Consider the following 19153-nt stretch of genomic DNA (forward strand, 5'->3'; position numbering starts at 1 on the left):
TTCCACAAAGTAAAGAGAACAGCTTCTTAAAACTCTACTAACAGAATTGTAAATTGCTGTTAAAGAAATTAATTTTGGGAAGAAATTAATTAAATGCCTCTAATTATTCTATTTTTGAAGCTATGAAAAAAATGATTGTTGCCAGTACTTCTACTATTTTTGGAAACGGCTATTTAGAATACTTATTACCGACTTTAAAAATCCATTTTAAAGATATCAAAGAATTGCTTTTTATTCCCTTTGCAAGACCTGGAGGAATTTCTTACGATGAATATACAGCACTCGTAAAAAAATCTTTTGCTACAATACATATAGCGGTGAAAGGAATTCATGAATTTGAAAATGCGAAAGTTGCCATTTTAAGTGCTGAAGGAATTTTTACTGGTGGCGGAAATACGTTTGAGTTGTTGAATCAATTGTATAAAAAGGATGTATTATATGTTTTAAAACAAGTTTTAGAAAACGGAACTCCTTATTTGGGCACAAGTGCAGGAAGTAATATTTGTGGTATTGATATGATGAACACCAACGATATGCCAATTGTCTATCCACCAAGTTTTAAAACCTTGGGCTGTATTCCTTTTAATATAAACGCCCATTATTTAGATCCTATAAAAAATTCTACCCACATGGGAGAATCTCGAGAGACGAGAATAAAAGAGTTTCATGTGTTTCATAACACACCTGTTTTAGGATTGCGAGAAGGAAGTTGGCTTGCTGTGAAAGGTGAAAAAATTATGCTTCAAGGTAAACACAAGGCAAGGTTTTTCAAACAAAATAAAAAACCTTTAGAGCTAGAAAGTGGCGTAGAAGTAGTTGTTTAAGATTTAAGGTTTTAAGTTTCAAAGTTGAGATTCGTCGAAATGACACTCGGCAATTTTTATTTACATTCTCTATTCTCTATTCTCTATTTTCTAACTAATAATTCACATAATCTACAATCTCTAAACCATACCCAATCATACCCACTCTTTTTGTTTGTTGAGAATTGGTAATTAATTTTAATTTGCTGATATTTATATCATGTAAAATTTGAGCGCCAATTCCGAAATCTTTATTGTCTAGTTTTATCTGTGGTGCTTTTATTTCTCCGTTTTCTTGATTTTCCTTTAAAATTTTTAATCGGCTTAATAAGTTTTGAGATTGATGTTGCTGATTTACAAAAATAATAGCCCCTTTTCCTTCGTCATTAATTACTTGAAACATCTGGTCTAGTTTCTTGTCTGCATTGTTGGTTAAAGTTCCTAAAATATCGTTATTAACTAATGTCGAATTTACACGAGTTAAAACACTATCTTCTTTAGACCAGGAACCTTTGGTTAGTGCAATATGAACCTGGTTGTTTGTAGTTTGTTGATAAGCTCTTAATCTAAACTCACCAAAACGCGTAATAATATCAAAATCTTCTTTTTTCTCTATTAAAGAATCATGTTCCATTCTATACGCCACTAAATCTTCTATAGAAACAATTTTAATATCGAACTTTTTTGCGACTTCTAATAATTGTGGTAAACGTGCCATGGTACCATCTTCGTTCATAATCTCTACAATGACTCCCGCTGGTTCTAAACCCGCTAAACGTGCAAAGTCAATAGCAGCTTCTGTATGGCCAGTTCTTCTTAAAACACCACCCTCTTTAGCCCTTAAAGGAAAAATATGACCAGGTCTTGCCAAATCGAAAGGTTTGGTTGTTTTTTCTATTAAAGCTTTAATTGTTAAAGCTCTGTCTGAAGCAGAAATTCCTGTTGTAACTCCTTTTCCTCGCAAATCTACAGAAACGGTAAAAGCGGTTTCCATAGGATCTGTGTTGTTGTAAACCATCATTCCTAATTCTAGTTCTTTACAACGTTTTTCTGTAAGTGGTGCACAGATTAAACCACGACCATGAGTTGCCATAAAATTGATCATTTCTGGAGTTACCTTTTCTGCTGCTGCTAAAAAGTCACCTTCATTTTCTCTATTTTCATCATCAACAACAATAATAATTTTTCCGTTTCTAATGTCTTCAATTGCATCTGCAATATTATTTAGTTGTGTATTTTTTGGACTTGTTAAAGTGGTCATATTTTTAGATGTCTTTTTTAGACTTAAATTTTATAAATAAATTTTTAATGGGTAATAGCAAAGCGTCAACATTAAATAAACCTTTGTCTTTTGTAGCTCTTCTAGTTAAGAAAATACCAAAAGGAATCATGACCATTGCAGAAATCCAAGAGCCTAATAAGGAAGAGATTGAGCTTTCTTCGGCCAAATTTTTTCCGAAGGTATTTCCAAAGAAATAAAGTACATAAATTCCTATTGCTAAAATCATTGGCAACCCAAAACCACCTTTTCGAATGATAGAGCCTAATGGAGCGCCTATAAAAAACAAAATCAAACAAGAAAAAGACAAAGCGATTCTGCTGTAATACTCTGTATCAAAAAAGTTAAGTGTTTTTCTTTTCCATTTGATACTCGTCATGTTATTTTTAATATTGGTAAGGGCACTATTCATTTTTGTTGTTGCACCATTTAAAATACTAATTTTATCTTTTAAAGTAAAATTTTCAATAATATCATTTTTATTGATATCTTTTGCTTTTAAAGAATCTGCATATTTATAAAGCTCTTTGGCATTTGCAATCGATGAAATACTTTTCGCTCTTGAAAATAACATTTCTTCGTATGTGTTTTTTAACACGGGAATGGTGTCATTTAGTTGCGCCAAGGTTCGCATATTATAACTATTCTTAACTCTTTCTTTATCTAACTCACCATCACCAACCACATTTCCAATATCAATATTAAATTCATATTCTTTAAAATTTGCTTGAGACGCAGGCATTTTTTCTTTTTTAATAGTAGTTTTTGCCGATTTTGTATGGTCTTCATAATAATAACCATCGTACAATATAAAGGTCATATATCTGCTGCCTTCTTCAGAAATAATTTTACCTCTTTCTGCAGTTATTACTTTCTGATTTCCATTTCTAGCACTTAAATCATAAATTAAAACTTTCTTTAAAAGATTTTTTTCTTCACCATATTTTTCATCAAACTTAATTTGATAACCTGGTAAATCGCTATTAAAACTTCCAGGAACTAAAGCCATCGCAGGCTTTTTCTTTTTAATATTGTAATATAAATTTCGTTGTTTTAAAATGGCATACGGAAAGATGTTGTTTAAAAACAGAAAGTTGACTCCGCTTAAAATAATTGTTAAAAAGATAAGAGGTCTTACCAAACGTTGTAGTGATATTCCTGCAGATTTTGCGGCAGCAAATTCGTAATTTTCACCCAAACTACCCAAAGCCATAATAGAGGAGAGGAGTACGCCAATTGGTAATGCCTGCGGTACAATACCCAATGTGGTATAGTATAAAAATTTTAAGATAAATACTAAGCTAATCCCTTTACCCGCGATGTTTTCAAATGTTTGCCAAAGTACTTGCATCACCAAGACAAATAGCACAATTAAAAATGTGGCAAAAAAAGGAACTAGAAAAGTTTTTAAGATGTATTTATCTAAAATTTTCATTGTAGCAAAAGTAGTTTCTTAAATATAAATATGCTACTAATTTCCTGTTAATTGGAAGAATTAGTCTATGGTATAATTCTGACTTAAAAATTTTGCTTTGTTAAAGTTGAAGAAATTTTCAGAAAGCTCTTCATTCTTTTTAAATTTTGTAATGGTAAAAGTTGTTTTAGAACTATTAGCACCCGTTTGCACTAGTTTGTAAATGTGCATTGTTTTTGCATCGATACCGAGCTCTACTTTTACAATTTCTGAATTACTGTCTATAGGATTTAAGGTTACATATTGTATTTTTCTACCACGAATGTTTTCTAGTTTCCCCATTTGCAAATTATAACCTTGTTTGTAAAAAGTTAATAATTTAGACGGATAAATAAAACCATCATCACCATCTAAATCTCCGTCGGTGATAGAAATTTCTTTTTCATCATGATTGATAACATACAATTTATTACCATCATAAATAAACTGATTTCCTAAGTAATTTAAGCTGTATTTTTCTCCTTTTAAGTTGATTTCACCTCTAATTGGTGGTTCGTCGCCTTCTTTAATTCCTGCATCTTCATTGCTTAACGTTTGGCTAAAACCAATATACATATTTTTGTAGGCTCCCATTTTGGTAGAAACTTGATCTAATAAAGATTTTGCTTTTTCATCATTTTGTGAAAATGTGATGGTACTCATAAAAAGACTTAAAAATAAGATTCCTATTTTTTTCATAATTATATAATTAGCATCTCTAAAATAAAAAAGAGACTATACGTTTTTTTCGTTTTCTAATAACTGATCTAATGCAACAAAGTCTGCAACTAAAACCTGTCTTGCTTTACTACCTTCAAAACCACCAACAATACCAGCAGCTTCTAATTGGTCTATCAATCTACCAGCTCTGTTATAGCCTAGTTTTAATTTTCTTTGTAACAGAGAAGCAGAGCCTTGTTGTGCGGTTACAATAATTTCTGCAGCTTCTCTAAAAAGCTTGTCTCTGTCTGAGATATCTATATCAATACTTGTGCCACTTTCATCATCTACGTATTCTGGCAATAAGTAGGCTTCAGCGTATGCTTTTTGAGAACCAATAAAGTCTGTAATTTTCTCAACTTCTGGGGTATCTACAAAAGCACACTGAATTCGTACAATATCATTTCCGTTGGTATACAATAAATCTCCTCTACCAATTAATTGATCTGCGCCACCAGCATCTAAAATGGTTCTAGAATCTATTTTTGAGGTCACTCTAAATGCAATTCTCGCAGGGAAATTTGCTTTAATAATTCCTGTAATTACATTTACAGAAGGTCTTTGTGTAGCAACAATTAAATGAATACCAATGGCTCTTGCAAGTTGCGCTAAACGTGCAATAGGCGTTTCTACTTCCTTACCGGCAGTCATTATTAAATCGGCAAATTCATCAATCACTAAAACAATGTATGGTAAAAACTGATGTCCATCATTCGGATTTAATTTTCTGGCTTTAAATTTTACATTGTATTCTTTAATATTACGTACCATTGCATCTTTTAGCAAGTCGTAGCGGTTGTCCATTTCTATACACAAAGAGTTTAAGGTATGCACAACTTTGGTGGTGTCAGTAATAATTGCCTCTTCAACATCTGGCAATTTTGCTAAATAATGACGTTCTATTTTATTAAACAATGTCAATTCTACTTTCTTTGGATCTACTAAAATAAACTTTACTTCTGCTGGGTGTTTTTTATACAATAAGGAAGTTAAAACAGCATTTAAACCAACAGATTTTCCTTGACCTGTTGCACCAGCCATTAATAAGTGTGGCATTTTCGCTAAATCAACTACAAAAGTTTCATTAGAAATCGTTTTCCCTAAAGCGATTGGTAATTCCATTGGAGATTCTTGAAATTTCTTTGAGGAAATTACAGAATGCATCGAAACAATGGTCGATTTTTTATTTGGAACCTCGATACCAATGGTTCCTTTTCCTGGAATTGGCGCAATGATACGAATTCCCAGTGCAGATAAAGACAATGCAATATCATCTTCTAAATTTTTAATTTTTGAAATACGAATTCCTGCTTCTGGTACAATTTCATACAAAGTAATTGTTGGGCCAACAGTTGCTTTTATTTCTGCAATCCCAATTTTATAATTCTTTAGAGTTTCTACAATTCTATCTTTATTTGCTTCTAGTTCTTCAGGATCTATAGAAATCGTTTCGTTGTATTGTTTTAGTAGATTGAATGTTGGAAACTTAAAATTTGCCAATTCTAAAGTAGGATCAAACTCCCCAAAATCTTTTACCAATTGATCGGATAAATTTTGAGTTGCGTGTTCTTCTTCTCTACCAATGGCAATATCAATTCCCACATCATGCATATTGGCTACAGTTTCTTCAACTTTTAATTCTGGTTCCTGCTCTTGTGCAACAGTTAGCTTAATTTCTTCCTTTTTAGTACTTACATCAGAATGTTTAGCAATGGTAGGTTTTAAATTTTCTAGAGATAATTCAAATTCAGATTTGTCTTTTTTATCCGAAGTCAAAGAAATTGTTTCTGAAGTTTCTACTATATGTTTCTCTGTAGTAGTTTCTTTATCATCTAAAAGCGATTCGGCCGCTTCTTTCTCTGCTTTTTTTCTCTTGATATTTTCTATAATCTGATGGAATGTTACTTTATAACGTACTATGATGTATGCAATAAATAAGAAGATTAAAACAATTGCCAATCCTGTTTTTCCTATAAAATCTTGCAAATACCTATTTATTTCAAAACCAATAACTCCAAATAGCAACGCAAATTTTTCGTTTAAAAAACCCAACGTAACGGAAATTAACACCATGGCAATTAAACTCCAATTCCAAGAAATAATAATTTTAGAAAATTTTCTTTGAAAAAGAATATACAATCCTGTTAAAAAAAGTTGAAATGAGATGATAAACGCACCAATTCCGAAACCTTTATAAATAAAAAAGTGACTTAAATTCGCGCCAATTTTTCCTAGTAGATTTTTACTTTTTACGGCTCTATTTGTTAAATGATGAATTGTACTTTGATCTTCTTGCCAGTTAAAAAAGAAAGATATGAATGCGATGCATAGAAAAAGAGAAAAAAGCATTAGAAAAATCCCAAAGATTGTTTGTGCTTGTTTCGTTTTTAAAAAAGCAAAACTACTTGGTTTTTTTTCAGTAGTAGTTTCTACTGTTTTTTTTAAGCGCGGTTTTCTTTTCGCCATTAATTTAGTTTCTTGTTTTAGAAAATACTGTCTGCTAAAATAGCAAATTGATTTTTGGAATGTAAATGAATCCAGCAATAATTAAAGAAACAATTGCTGCTAATGTTGGTGCACCTGCAGCAAGATCTTTAATCAAACCAATTTTTATATGAAAATCTGGATGTATAAAATCAGCAACTTCTTCAATAGCGGTGTTTACAGCTTCTGCGACTAAAACCAACCCTATTGCTAAGAACTGAATCATCCATTCTATATTAGAAATATCAAAATAGAAGCCTAAAATAGTAGCCATGATGGCTACAGCAATTTGTGCTTTTATGCTGTCTTCTGTGGTTAACAACAACCAAGTTCCTTTAAAAGCAAATTTTAAACTACGTATTCTACCTCTAATAAAGCCATCTTTTGTGTTTTTCATGCAATTAGATTGCTTTTAATGCTGCTTCATAATTAGGTTCGTCAACAATTTCTGGAACTTGTTCTGTATAGACTACGTTTCCTTTTTCATCTAAAATAACAACCGCTCTAGAATGCAAGTGGGCTAGTGGTCCGTTTGCTATTTCTAATTTATAATCTTTCCCGAAATTTCCAGTAGCAAAATCAGATAACATTACTACATTATCAATGCCTTCTGCACCACAAAAACGAGCTTGCGCAAAAGGTAAATCTTTAGAAATACATAAAACAACTGTGTTTTCTAATGCAGATGCCTTCTTGTTGAATTCTCTTACTGATGTTGCACAGGTACCTGTGTCTACTGAAGGAAAAATATTTAAAATTACTTTTTTACCAGCAAAATCTGATAATCTTTTATGTGATAAATCTACTGCTGTTAAAGTGAATTCAGCAGCTTTTGTACCATTTTCAGGTAAATTCCCTATTGTGTTTATTGCGTTTCCTTTTAATGTGATATTTGCCATTTTGTTTTTTTTTAGAATATCAAAAGTAACTATTTTTATTGAAAAAATTTAGCGAAAAACAGATAACTTCATACTTACATCTTCTTCGTTTAATACTTATCTTCGCAGACGCAAAAATGGCATTTTAAAGTGAATATTTCTCAATATACATCAGAATTTAAATACAATTGGAAATTGGCAGCTCCAGTAATGCTGGGAATGTTAGGACACACTTTTGTGGGTTTTATAGACAATATTATGGTTGGGCAAATAGGAACTGCGGAATTGGCGGCAGTTTCTTTAGGAAACAGTTTTATGTTTATTGCCATGTCTATTGGTATTGGTTTTTCTACAGCAATTACACCGTTAATTGCAGAAGCAGACTCTTCTAATAATTTACAACAAGCAAAATCTACCTACAAACATGGCTTGTTTTTGTGTACCACTTTGGGGCTTTTATTATTCTTATTGGTTTATTTTTCTAAACCTTTAATGTATTTAATGCAGCAACCAAAAGAAGTGGTAGCCTTGGCAATTCCGTATTTAGATTTGGTGGCTTTTTCTTTAATTCCGTTAATTATTTTTCAGGCAATCAAACAATTTAGCGACGGAATGTCTATGACAAAATACCCAATGTATGCAACCTTAATAGCAAACATTGTAAATGTGATTCTAAATTATATTTTAATTTTCGGAAAATTGGGGTTTCCAGAAATGGGTATTGTTGGGGCTGCTTATGGTACGCTGGCTTCTAGAATTATGATGGTTATTTATTTATGGACTTTATTAAGATACAAAGAGCGTTCTGGTAGAATTGTTAAGAATATCAAATTCTTTGTTTTAGACTTTTTAATGATCAAAAGAATTGTCAATTTAGGTTCTTTAAGTGCCATGCAAATGTTTTTTGAAGTAGCTATTTTTACAGCAGCCATTTGGTTGAGTGGCTTGTTGGGTAAAAATCCACAAGCAGCAAATCAAATTGCTTTAAACCTCTCTTCTATGACCTTTATGGTTGCTATGGGATTAAGTGTGGCTTCTATGATTAGATTAGGCAACCAAAAAGGATTGCAGAATTACAAAGAGTTGCGCAGAATTGCGTTTTCCATCTTTCTTTTAGGCGTTTTATTAGCAACTTTTTTTGCGTTACTTTTCTTTATTTTTCATAAAAGCTTACCAAATTTGTATGTAGACCTAAACGATGCTGAAAATTATGTAGATAATATGGAAGTAATAAGTATCGCTTCCAATTTATTACTAGCGGCTGCTTTTTTTCAAATTTCAGACAGTATTCAAGTGGTTGTTTTGGGAGCTTTAAGAGGTTTGCAAGATGTGAAAGTTCCTACTATATTAACCTTTATTTCTTATTGGGTAGTTGGTTTTCCTGTTTCTTATTACTTCGGAAAAGAAGAAATGTATGGTAGTTTCGGAATTTGGCTAGGTTTATTAGCAGGTTTAACAACAGCATCCATTTTATTATTCATTCGATTTAATTCATTAACTTTAAAATTGATTAAAGAGAAACAAAACAAACCAATTATACAAGGCGTTTAAACGCTTGCAAAAACAATAAAATATATGGAATTACCAAAATTTTTACTAGCAGACAATAGCAATTTTCCTGAAGACATCTTTGTATTACATACAGAATTCCCACGTTTTGTGATTAATTTAAAAGATGATGATATTGAATGGTTCGAAGATTTAACAGGTGAAAATGAAGAAGATATTGCCACAGAGTTAGCCGATTTAATGGACAAAGCGGGTACCTTTTACGACGAGGAAATGAAACAATATGAGTAATCAAAATAGCATTTAAAAACATAAAAAACCTCACATTTAGAAAAATGTGAGGTTTTTTATGTTTTTATTATTTTCTAGTTACTTCTTAGGCTCAGGAATTACAATTCCTAATTTTTGAATCACTAATTCTGTAATATCGAATTTCGAATCTATATATGCAAACTGATTTCCTGTGGTGGTAAAAACTTGCGTATACCCATTTGCTTTAGAAATTTCAGAAATTGCTTCGTTTAATTTTTTATAGAGAGGGCGCATTAATTCATCTCTTTTAAGACTCATTAACGTATTTCCATTCTGTTGGTACTTTTTAATATCTTGCTCTAAAGCAGCCAATTCTTTTTGAATGGTTTTTTTCTCTAAAGCACCCATTTCTTTCTCTTTCTTTTTATAGTCTTCTAACTTCAATTTAAAATCTTCAACTTTAATGGTGAATGAAGAATCTAATTTTGCGCCATAGGTTTGAGACATTTTTAAAACTATTTGAGCTTCTGGCATAACATTTATAATATAATCGCTATCTACTGTACCAACCTTAGTTTGTGCTACAGCAATAGTGCTTATAAAAGCAATGAATAATAGTGTAATTTTTGATTTCATGATTTGTTTTTAGTCTTACAAAGATATAAAAGCGAAAGATTTCGCCAAATGGAACCGTCATAAAAAAAGTTAAATTTTATAAATGGTACTTATTTTAGATCCCCTCTAGTCGTTTTAAGTCGTTTTTATTGGAAATACTTTTCTGAGCGTCTGCTAAAATATTTTCAATTTCTTTACTAATATTTTTTTTCTTCTCATTATCCGTGGTTTTCTTTTTTAAATCTTTTAAGAAAAGCAGCATTTTTTTGACTAAAATAACATCATGCTTACAATACGTTCTTAAAGAAGCCATTACAGTATATAGTAAATCTTCGAATGGTATGATATTTAATAATATCATACAGGTGTCATCTACATAAATATAGTCTTTTTCTTCTTTTCGAATTCTTAATTTAAACAATTTGTGCAAATAATCTATAGCATTCATTGCTGTTCCAGGATCATTTATTCCTGGAGACATTGCTTTTAGCGCAATTTCTTTTAAGTGTTTAAAGGCAATTAGATAATTATCATCTATAAATTCATCCTTAGAAAAATCGAAAGCATTAAAAATCTTTTCTACAATTTCATCATCTAATTTTTTTTCTGTTTTAAATAACATTTCATTCTCATAACAAAGTGTTCCTTTTTTAGAAACAATTTCTATTTTACAGCTATTTTTAGTAGCAATTTCTTTTAAAATTTTAATAGAAATATCTTGAAAATAGCCTGTTTCTTTAGATTTGAATACATGCCAGTTAGACGTGTCTGGAAAATTAAAATCTCTCTCTTCTTCCAGTTTTAGAAGTGTATTAATTTTATTTTTTGCAACATTTGTAATTCTGTTCATAATAAAATCTATCTGAATTTCCTGAGATATAGAATGAATAAAATAGATAAAAGCTCCTAAAGAAAATACCATAAAAATAATACTTAACAGTACAGAAAAACCTGGTAATTGATATTTATTACCTGTAGGTTCTATAAAAACAAGTATAAAAATACAATACAAAATGGTTGCAATATAAATACCTAGAATTATTTGGTGCTTTCTATTTGAGATTAAACCTGGTAACAATCTTGGTGAAAAATTACTAGAAGCTTGGTTTAATAAAATCATTACCATAGAGAAACTAAACACCATAATAGAAATTAAACCCGCTATAAATGTGGTGAGAATATTTCTTGCAGTTTCAATATTATTGATGACCAACTCTGGTAAAAAGTCAATAAGATACTTAGAGATTCCTTTATTTTCTGCATACATCATTGTGTATGCGAATAAGCAACCTGCAAAAGAAATAATCGATGGAAAAAAGGCTATTTTGTCTTTTAAGTGATAAATTTTTCTAAAAAAAAGTGTTAATTTATCTTTCATAAGTTGTTTTTAATATCTTCAATAATGCGTTCAATATCAGTTTTATAATCAAACCAAATAATTTCTTTATCTCGTTTAAACCAGGTTAATTGTCTTTTGGCAAAACGCCTTGTATTTTTTTTAATCTCAGAAATGGCAAATTCTTTTGTAAAATCGCCATCAAAATAAGCAAATAATTCTCTATAACCAACGGTTTGTAGCGCATTCAAGTCTTTATGAAGGTGTAAACTTTTTGCCTCTTCAACCAATCCATTCGCAATCATGTTATCTACGCGCTTGTTAATTCTGTTGTAAATGATTTCTCTATCTGCATTCAAACCAATTTTTAGAACGTTAAAATTTCTAGGTTTTTTGGGTTTGTTTTTAAAGGTAGAATAGGCAATGCCCGAACCAATGCAAACTTCTAAAGCTCTAATCAATCGTTTTGGATTGTCTAATTCAATAGTATGATAGGTTTCTAAATCTAATTCTTTTAGTTGTTTTTGAAGCGATTCAATTCCTTCTTTTTCAAACAGGATAGTCAGTTTTTTACGAATCTCAGGAGCTACTTCAGGAAAATAATCCAGGCCTTTTAATACCGCATCTACGTACAAACCACTACCACCCACCATAATTTGAATTGGATTTTCTTTAAAAAGTGTATCTAATTTAGCCAATGCATCTCTTTCAAAAGCACCCACATTATAATCTTCAAAAATACTTCTGTTTTGTATAAAATGGTGCTTTGCAGCGGCTAATTCCTCAGGTTCTGGGACCGCAGTACCGATGGTCATTTCTTTATAAAACTGTCTAGAATCACAAGAAATAATACTTGCATTATACGCTTTTGCAAGTGCTATGCTTAAGGCTGTTTTTCCAATTGCAGTAGGGCCAACAATAGTAATTAAGGTGTTTTTTGAATTCATTATTCGTTTAAGATACTACCACAGTTGTAACAAAACGTAGCATTTTTTGCGTGTTTTTCTTTTAAACAAGTAGGGCAAGATTGTGTATTTGTGTCTGGAACCATATCATTTTTTGTCATTTCAGAACTTACAATACCTGTAGGAATTGCAATGATAGAATATCCAAGAATCATTATAACACTTGCAATTAATTGACCTAAAGGTGTCTGGGGTGCAATATCACCAAAACCAACCGTTGTTAAAGTCACAATTGCCCAGTAAATACTTTTAGGAATATTTGTAAAACCGTTTTCTTCACCTTCTATCATATACATTACCGTTCCTAAAATGACACAAATAATCACTACAAAAAATAAGAAAACTGCAATTTTAGCTTTGCTAGCTTTTAAAGCTAATAATAATTTATTAGAAGCACCTATATACCTACCTAATTTTAATATTCTAAAAACTCTTAGCAGTCTCAAAGCTCTAAAAGCAACCAAACTTTGAGAACCTACAAATATCAAAGCAAGGTATTTGGGTATCGTAGACAGGAAATCTATGACTCCATAAAAACTTAAAACATATTTAAATGGTTTGTTTATAGAAACAATGCGTAAAATATATTCAATTGTAAAAAAAATCGTGATAATCCATTCTCCGATATTTAATAGATCATGGTACTTAGTATCAAAACTTTCTATACTTTCTAGCATTACCAGCAAAATACTTGCTATAATGATAATTAGTAAGACAATGTCAAATAATTTACCTTCTTTGGTATCTGCCTCATAGATAATTTCATGAAGTCTTAGTTTCCAAGAAGGTTTGTTTTTAGAAGTACTCAAAATTTAGCTTATTTTCTATTACAATACTACAATTATTTACTGAATTTAAAAATTTTTACTTCTCTTTTTATCAGTATTCATAAGGGTTTTTAAATAAAGTAAAAAAAAGCACCTTTTTTAAAACCGTATGCGAATTCTTCTCGTAAGTATACATGAGATTCAATTAAATATAAACTAAAAACTCACAAAATGAAAAAAAGTAAAATTTTATTAGGAACTGTAATTGTTGCAATTATCGGTTTAATTACAATTGCGGCAGATCATATTGATGCGCCTTCAACAACAGGAACTTCTGCAGACATTACAGATTTCTACGCTTTTCAAGGAGAAGATACAGATAATTTGGTATTTGTGGCAAGCGTTCAAGGTTTGTTAAGTCCTACAGCAACAGGAACGGCATCTTTTGATGAAAATGTTTTGGTAGAATTTAATATCGACACAAATGGTGACAATGTTGAAGATTTGGTAATACAAGCAATACCAAGAGATGGTAAAATGTATTTCTTTGGTCCAGTAGGTCCATCGTCTACCGGAAAAAACAGTAGTATTTCAACCATGTCTTCTATTACAGGTGAGGTTGCGATTACACCTTATGGAAACACTGCTATAACAGCAACAAATAGCGCAGGAATGAAAATGTTTGCAGGACCAAGAGATGATCCTTTCTTTATGGATTTTGCGAGATATACTGATATCGTTGTGAATGGAACAGAAACTTCTTTTAGAACAGAGGGTCAAGATACATTTGCAGGCTCTAATGTATTATCTATCGTAGTAGAAGTTCCTAAAAGTATGGTAGGTACTTCAGGTACAATCAATACTTGGGTAGAAGCAAAAGTAAAACAATAATAAACGAACTAAAAAACAACATATCATGAAAAACAATTTTATAAAATACACAGCAGCATTTTTAATGGCATCATTTACATTGATGAGCTGTAATAATAAAGACAATGATTTAGAAGTAACAGCAATGGTAGATTTTTCGGGAACTTTTGTTATGAAAGATCAAATGGGAAGACCCGCAGTAAATACGGTTTTTGTTTCTTCAGGTAAGAAAGATGAATTCAATGCAACCATTCCTTCTGAACAGAATGCCAAATTTCAATCGATGTTTGAAGCAAATTTAAAAGGATTAAGTCCTGCTTTTGCAAATTCAGGAGATAAAAATGCTTTAGGACAAGATGCAGCAGCCTTTACTGGTTTATTAGCAACGGACGTTTTAAACGTTACTTTAGATGGTAAAACCACTTTTTATGACGGTACAAATGTGTTAACAGGTAGAGCTTTGGCAGATGATGTAATTACTGTAGAGTTATTATTAATTTTTGGAGGAGAAGATTTTAAAGAAAATCCAACTTTATCGGATGATAATGTAGATGGAAATGACAAAGATTTTTTAACAAGCTTTCCATATTTAGCTTCACCTTGGTAGAAGTTTTTTAAATCTGGTACACGTTTGGGGGAATGTGTGCCAGTTTAAAATAAAAATTACCCTTTGTAAACTTGGTGTAAAACCTCTATAAATTACACCAAGTTTTCTACTAACTTTTAAAACACAAACAATGAAATACTTCCAACTTATTTTAGTATGTGTAACTTTTACAATAGCAACAAGTTGCAACACAAAACCAAACACCCAAATAACGAATACGAATGATTATAACGTTTATTTAAATAGCGTAAAAAACGAATCTTTAGAACAAGTAAAATTAGATTTTAATTTTTGGGAGCAAAAGTTAAAAAACACGCCAGATCAATATCCTTACAATGCAAAATTTGCATGTGCAAATACTGCTATTTTTAAATTAACAGGAGAAATAGCTTCGCTTAAAAATGCTGAAAAAAACTTAATATTCGCAAATGAAAAAACAAAATATAACAACGCAGGCTATTTAAGGAGTTTGTCTAGAAATTATATTTCTCAACACAGATTTAAAGAAGCGTTGGCATTGCTTCAAAAAGCTGAAATAAATGGTGAAAATTTAGAACAAACGCAATTGATGCTGATTGATGTTTATTTAGAACTAGGAAACTTAGAAGCAACAGAACATTACTTATCTAAAGTTAAAAACTTTAAAAGCTTCGATTACTTAATTAGAATTTCTAAATTCAACGATCATATGGGCAATTTAGATAAAGCCATTCAATATTTAGAAGCTTCTTTAGCAATTGCAAAATCTTCTAATAACAAAGCCTTAATTCAATGGAATTATACAAACCTTGCCGATTATTATGGCCATGCAGGAAGAATAGAAGACTCTTATAATGCGTATTTAAAAGCATTAGCACTAAATCCTAATGATAGCTATGCAAAAAAAGGAATTGCTTGGATCGTCTATTCTTATGAAAGAAACCCTGAAGAAGCATTGCGAATTTTAGACGCAGTTACCAAAGAAAATATAGCGCCAGATTATCATTTATTAAAAGCAGAAATTTTAGGTTTTATAGGAAATAATAATCAAAAAGAAAGACAAATAGCAAAATATTTAACAAAAGTATCTGATTCAAATTATGGGGTAATGTATCATAAATACGACGTTTTATTACATGCAGATAATAATAGCAAGAAAGCATTAACAATCGCAGTACAAGAGGTTTCAGAAAGACCAACAGCGCAATCTTATGATTTATTGGCTTGGTCTTACTTTAAAAACGGGCAAAAAGAAAAAGCGTTAGAAATTGTAGAAAGGTACGTAATTAATAAAACTTTTGAACCTGAAGCATTATTACACACCGCTTATATTTTAAAAGCGAATGGTAGCGTAGAGGAGGCTATGAAATTAAAAAAGGAATTGATAGAAAGTATTTACGAATTGGGTCCTCTAGCAGAAAAAGACATTAAAAATATTTAAATTTGCTAGTTAAATAATAAAATATGAAAAGTAAATTTGTACTATTTATTCTTATAATAAGTTGTTTGCAGACATTTGGTCAAGAGTTAAAAGGACGCGTTTTAGATGTTTTTAATGCACCAATAGAGAATGCATATGTTTTTAATGTAACATCAAATTCTCATACGCACACAGACTTAAATGGTAGTTTTAAAATTACTAATTCTAAAATAGGAGATATAATTCAAATAGGAATTTTAGGCTTCGAAAAACAAGAAGTTGTACTTTCAAAAACGAGTTTTAAAGATTTAATTATTGTTTTAGAAACTAAAATTTTTCAATTAGAAGAATTGGTTTTACGAAAAGAAATAAACGCGTTACAAACTATCTCTAAGATAGATTTATTAGTAAATCCTGTAAATAATTCTCAAGAAATTTTAAGAAAAGTACCCGGTTTAATTATTGGTCAGCATGCCGGAGGAGGAAAAGCTGAACAAATATTTTTACGTGGTTTCGATATCGATCATGGTACAGATATAGCACTTTCTGTAGACGGAATGCCAATTAATATGGTTTCTCATGCTCATGGACAGGGTTATAGCGATTTACATTTTATAATTCCAGAAACCATACATGAAATAGATTTTGGGAAAGGTTCTTATTATGCGAATCAAGGAGATTTTAATACAGCGGGTTATGTTAGTTTTTCAACAAAAAGTAGCCTTCAGGAAAGCACAATTTCTTTAGAAGCTGGTCAGTTTAATTCTCAAAGATTTTTGGGAATGTTTCATCTTTTAGAAAATAAAAAAGATGAAGATGCCTATATTGCTATAGAATATATTGCCAATGATGGACCTTTCGAATCTCCACAGAATTTTAACAGGTTAAATGTATTCGCGAAATACAATACTTTTTTAACGGGAAAAGATAGAGTTATAGCAACAGCTTCACATTTTACAAGTAGTTGGGATGCTTCTGGTCAAATACCCAAAAGAGAAGTTGAAAATGGAAATATCACTCGTTTTGGTGCCATAGATGATACTGAAGGAGGAACTACTTCGAGAACAAATTTTAATGTTCAATTAAATAAAGTCTTATCTGAAGAATCAATTTTAAAAAGTAATATTTTTTATTCTAATTATAATTTTGAATTGTTTTCTAATTTTACATTCTTTTTAGAAGATCCTATTAACGGAGATCAAATAAAACAATTCGAAAATAGAGACATTTTTGGTGCAAATGCACAAATTATTTCTAATAAGGAATATGGAGATGTAGAAGCAAAGTTTACAAAAGGAATAGGTTTACGTTATGATTTAATAAATGATATTGAACTTTCTCATACTAAAAATAGAAAAGAAGTTATAGATAAAATTCAATTAGGAAATGTAAGACAAACCAATATGTATGCATTTTTTAATTCAGAATTTGAATTAGGTAAATTTAAAATTTCACCCGCAGTTCGTTTAGACTATTTTAAATTTATCTATAATGATGCTTTACAAACTGACTACAAAACTTTAACTAAAAACAAAGCAATTGTAGCTCCAAAATTAAATTTTTTATATGCTCAGAACGATAATTTACAATGGTTTTTTAAAGCTGGTATTGGTTTTCATTCTAATGATGCAAGAGTTGTATTACAACAAAATGCAGATAAAATATTACCAAGAGCCTATGGTTTAGACTTCGGGAACGTTTGGAAACCAACTAAGAATATGGTTTTAAATACAGCAGTTTGGTATTTATTATCTGAAGAAGAATTTGTGTATGTTGGTGATGCAGGTATTATTGAGCCATCTGGAGAATCTGAACGTTTTGGTCTAGATTTAGGTGTAAGATATCAATTTACAGATTGGTTGTTTTTTAATACAGATCTAACATTTACAAAGGCAAGAAGTTTAGAGAATGTTAGTGGAGAAGATTATATTCCATTAGCGCCAGATTTTACAATGGCAGGAGGTTTGTCTATTTCTAACTTAGGAAATTTTTCGGGAGGTTTACAATATAGATTTATTGATGATAGACCAGCAAATGAAGACAATTCTATAATTGCAGAAGGTTATTTTATAGCAGATTTTAACATCAATTATAAAATGAATAACAATATTACTTTAGGTTTGGCAATAGAAAATATTTTTGATGTTGCTTGGAATGAAACGCAATTTGCAACAGAATCTAGATTGCAAAATGAAGCTAATGCTGTAGAAGAAATTCACTTTACACCAGGAACACCATTTTTCGCAAAAGCTAGCATTCATTATGCATTTTAGAAAAAATAATTAACTATTTTTATTTTGGTTGATTTTAGTTGGATGAAAATATCCGTTGCAATTTGTAACGGATATTTTGTTTTCTAACCTAAATAACAAAATCAAACTCTTCATATTCAGTTCTAATCTTGACTAATTTTTCATTTTTAAAGTATAGGCGTACATAAGTTCTGCCCTCTCGTAAGGAAGAAATACTTTCCGAAAAAACAAAAAGCCATTCCTCATAATTTTTCATCTCAGGGTCATAGGATTTTGCTAACAATTTATCAGGTAAAATAATTTGATATTCTTGATATGTTGATATTTGATAAATTGCAATTAATTTTTGTTGAATGATTTCAAGAGGATCATCTACATGAATTGAAATATCATTGGGTTGGTTTTCAGGCCAATATTGAATAGGATCTAAAAGTCCTCCTCCTTTTTCTATAGCGCTTACTTTATCTTGGTCAAAACTTATGAGAACTCTTTCTAAAACCCCAGATGTTGTCTGTAATGAGATTGAATTATATAATGAAATATCACTCTTTATTTCTTCCGGACTCGAATAAGGCTGCCTATAAGCGATAGCCACAGTATTAAAATTTTTCTCTAAATTGAATTCTTGTAGTTGTGTGTAGACTTCAGACGGACTGCTTCCCATTTCAAGCGTCCATTTTTTTCCTTCTGTTATAGTTTCAATTTGTGGGAATGAATCTTCATCTATACAAGATACCAGTAAAAAAAAGGCAAAAACACTTACCAAAAAAGATTTTTTCATAACTGTTCGTTTTTTTATAGATGCTTTAATTTACTATTGGTTGCGTTCAATGAGAAAGAATTATTACACCAAAAATTAAAAATTTTAGTTTTTATAGAGAAGTTAATCTAAAATAATTCCTCGGGACTCTGCCTTTGGGATAATCGATTTCAAGAAATTCTTTATGTTTAAGTTTTGAAAAAT

The 19153-nt window shown here is 30.6% G+C and carries 18 protein-coding genes; 7 read left to right on the forward strand and 11 right to left on the reverse strand.

Translation table 11 applies throughout. The annotated features are described in order from the left end of the window. The first annotated feature begins 122 nt into the window (after window positions 1–122). The gene (pepE, locus tag Q0998_RS11455; RefSeq protein ID WP_299670103.1) at window positions 123–824 is read left to right on the forward strand and encodes a dipeptidase PepE; all 702 of its coding nucleotides are present in this window, start codon (window positions 123–125) and stop codon (window positions 822–824) included. A 94-nt stretch (window positions 825–918) separates the two neighbouring features. Here the strand turns inward: pepE and ribB are convergent, their stop codons facing one another. From ribB to tpx, 6 genes are read right to left on the reverse strand one after another with little or no spacing between them, the layout of a single operon-like run. Next, complete coding sequence (gene ribB / locus Q0998_RS11460) at window positions 919–2064, reverse strand: 3,4-dihydroxy-2-butanone-4-phosphate synthase (protein ID WP_299670104.1); 1146 nt, start codon at window positions 2062–2064, stop codon at window positions 919–921. A gap of 4 nt (window positions 2065–2068) precedes the next feature. After that, window positions 2069–3517 carry an LptF/LptG family permease gene (locus Q0998_RS11465; RefSeq protein ID WP_299670105.1) on the reverse strand — a complete coding sequence of 483 codons (1449 nt, stop codon included), beginning with the start codon at window positions 3515–3517 and terminating at the stop codon, window positions 2069–2071. 60 nt (window positions 3518–3577) lie between these two features. Beyond that, window positions 3578–4234 carry an outer membrane lipoprotein carrier protein LolA gene (locus Q0998_RS11470; RefSeq protein WP_299670106.1) on the reverse strand — a complete coding sequence of 219 codons (657 nt, stop codon included), beginning with the start codon at window positions 4232–4234 and terminating at the stop codon, window positions 3578–3580. A 36-nt stretch (window positions 4235–4270) separates the two neighbouring features. Then, window positions 4271–6721: a DNA translocase FtsK gene (locus tag Q0998_RS11475; protein ID WP_299670107.1), complete on the reverse strand. Its 2451-nt coding sequence runs from the start codon at window positions 6719–6721 to the stop codon at window positions 4271–4273. A gap of 34 nt (window positions 6722–6755) precedes the next feature. Beyond that, window positions 6756–7136, reverse strand: coding sequence for a diacylglycerol kinase family protein (locus tag Q0998_RS11480; protein ID WP_299670108.1), 381 nt, complete (start codon window positions 7134–7136; stop codon window positions 6756–6758). Window positions 7137–7140: 4 nt separating this feature from the next. Then, entirely contained in the window at window positions 7141–7638 is a 498-nt protein-coding gene (gene tpx / locus Q0998_RS11485; RefSeq protein ID WP_299670109.1) for a thiol peroxidase, read from the reverse strand. A gap of 129 nt (window positions 7639–7767) precedes the next feature. Here tpx and Q0998_RS11490 point away from each other — a divergent pair, with 129 nt between their 5' ends. Then, entirely contained in the window at window positions 7768–9168 is a 1401-nt protein-coding gene (locus Q0998_RS11490) for an MATE family efflux transporter (RefSeq protein ID WP_299670110.1), read from the forward strand. Between the two features lie 24 nt (window positions 9169–9192). Next, window positions 9193–9417 (forward strand): hypothetical protein, encoded by a 225-nt coding sequence (locus Q0998_RS11495; RefSeq protein ID WP_299670111.1) that lies wholly within the window; start codon window positions 9193–9195, stop codon window positions 9415–9417. 78 nt (window positions 9418–9495) lie between these two features. Here the strand turns inward: Q0998_RS11495 and Q0998_RS11500 are convergent, their stop codons facing one another. From Q0998_RS11500 to Q0998_RS11515, 4 genes are all read right to left on the reverse strand, one after another. Further along, a complete protein-coding gene (locus Q0998_RS11500; RefSeq protein WP_299670112.1) occupies window positions 9496–10014 on the reverse strand; it encodes an OmpH family outer membrane protein in 519 nt (172 codons plus the stop codon). A 94-nt stretch (window positions 10015–10108) separates the two neighbouring features. Then, window positions 10109–11371: a DUF2254 domain-containing protein gene (locus Q0998_RS11505; RefSeq protein ID WP_299670113.1), complete on the reverse strand. Its 1263-nt coding sequence runs from the start codon at window positions 11369–11371 to the stop codon at window positions 10109–10111. Next, on the reverse strand, window positions 11368–12276 hold the full coding sequence (gene miaA, locus Q0998_RS11510) for a tRNA (adenosine(37)-N6)-dimethylallyltransferase MiaA (RefSeq protein ID WP_299670114.1): 909 nt from the start codon (window positions 12274–12276) through the stop codon (window positions 11368–11370). The genes Q0998_RS11505 and miaA overlap by 4 nt, the downstream gene beginning before the upstream one ends. Next, window positions 12276–13103 carry an ion transporter gene (locus Q0998_RS11515; protein WP_299670115.1) on the reverse strand — a complete coding sequence of 276 codons (828 nt, stop codon included), beginning with the start codon at window positions 13101–13103 and terminating at the stop codon, window positions 12276–12278. The genes miaA and Q0998_RS11515 overlap by 1 nt, the downstream gene beginning before the upstream one ends. Before the next feature lie 189 nt (window positions 13104–13292). On the opposite strand from Q0998_RS11515, the gene Q0998_RS11520 reads away from it, so the two are divergent. The 4 genes from Q0998_RS11520 (at window position 13293) to Q0998_RS11535 (ending at window position 18210) form a co-directional block, all read left to right on the forward strand. Next, window positions 13293–13952, forward strand: coding sequence for a DUF4331 family protein (locus Q0998_RS11520; RefSeq protein WP_299670116.1), 660 nt, complete (start codon window positions 13293–13295; stop codon window positions 13950–13952). A 25-nt stretch (window positions 13953–13977) separates the two neighbouring features. Beyond that, entirely contained in the window at window positions 13978–14538 is a 561-nt protein-coding gene (locus Q0998_RS11525; RefSeq protein ID WP_299670117.1) for a DUF4331 family protein, read from the forward strand. 130 nt (window positions 14539–14668) lie between these two features. Further along, window positions 14669–15958, forward strand: coding sequence for a tetratricopeptide repeat protein (locus Q0998_RS11530; RefSeq protein ID WP_299670118.1), 1290 nt, complete (start codon window positions 14669–14671; stop codon window positions 15956–15958). A gap of 23 nt (window positions 15959–15981) precedes the next feature. Beyond that, entirely contained in the window at window positions 15982–18210 is a 2229-nt protein-coding gene (locus Q0998_RS11535) for a TonB-dependent receptor (RefSeq protein WP_299670119.1), read from the forward strand. An 88-nt stretch (window positions 18211–18298) separates the two neighbouring features. On the opposite strand, the gene Q0998_RS11540 is transcribed toward Q0998_RS11535, so the two are convergent. Continuing rightward, window positions 18299–18970 carry a hypothetical protein gene (locus Q0998_RS11540; RefSeq protein WP_299670120.1) on the reverse strand — a complete coding sequence of 224 codons (672 nt, stop codon included), beginning with the start codon at window positions 18968–18970 and terminating at the stop codon, window positions 18299–18301. Window positions 18971–19153: the final 183 nt, after the last annotated feature.

The sequence above is a fragment of the uncultured Polaribacter sp. genome (assembly GCF_947501385.1).
Lineage (GTDB): Bacteria > Bacteroidota > Bacteroidia > Flavobacteriales > Flavobacteriaceae > Polaribacter.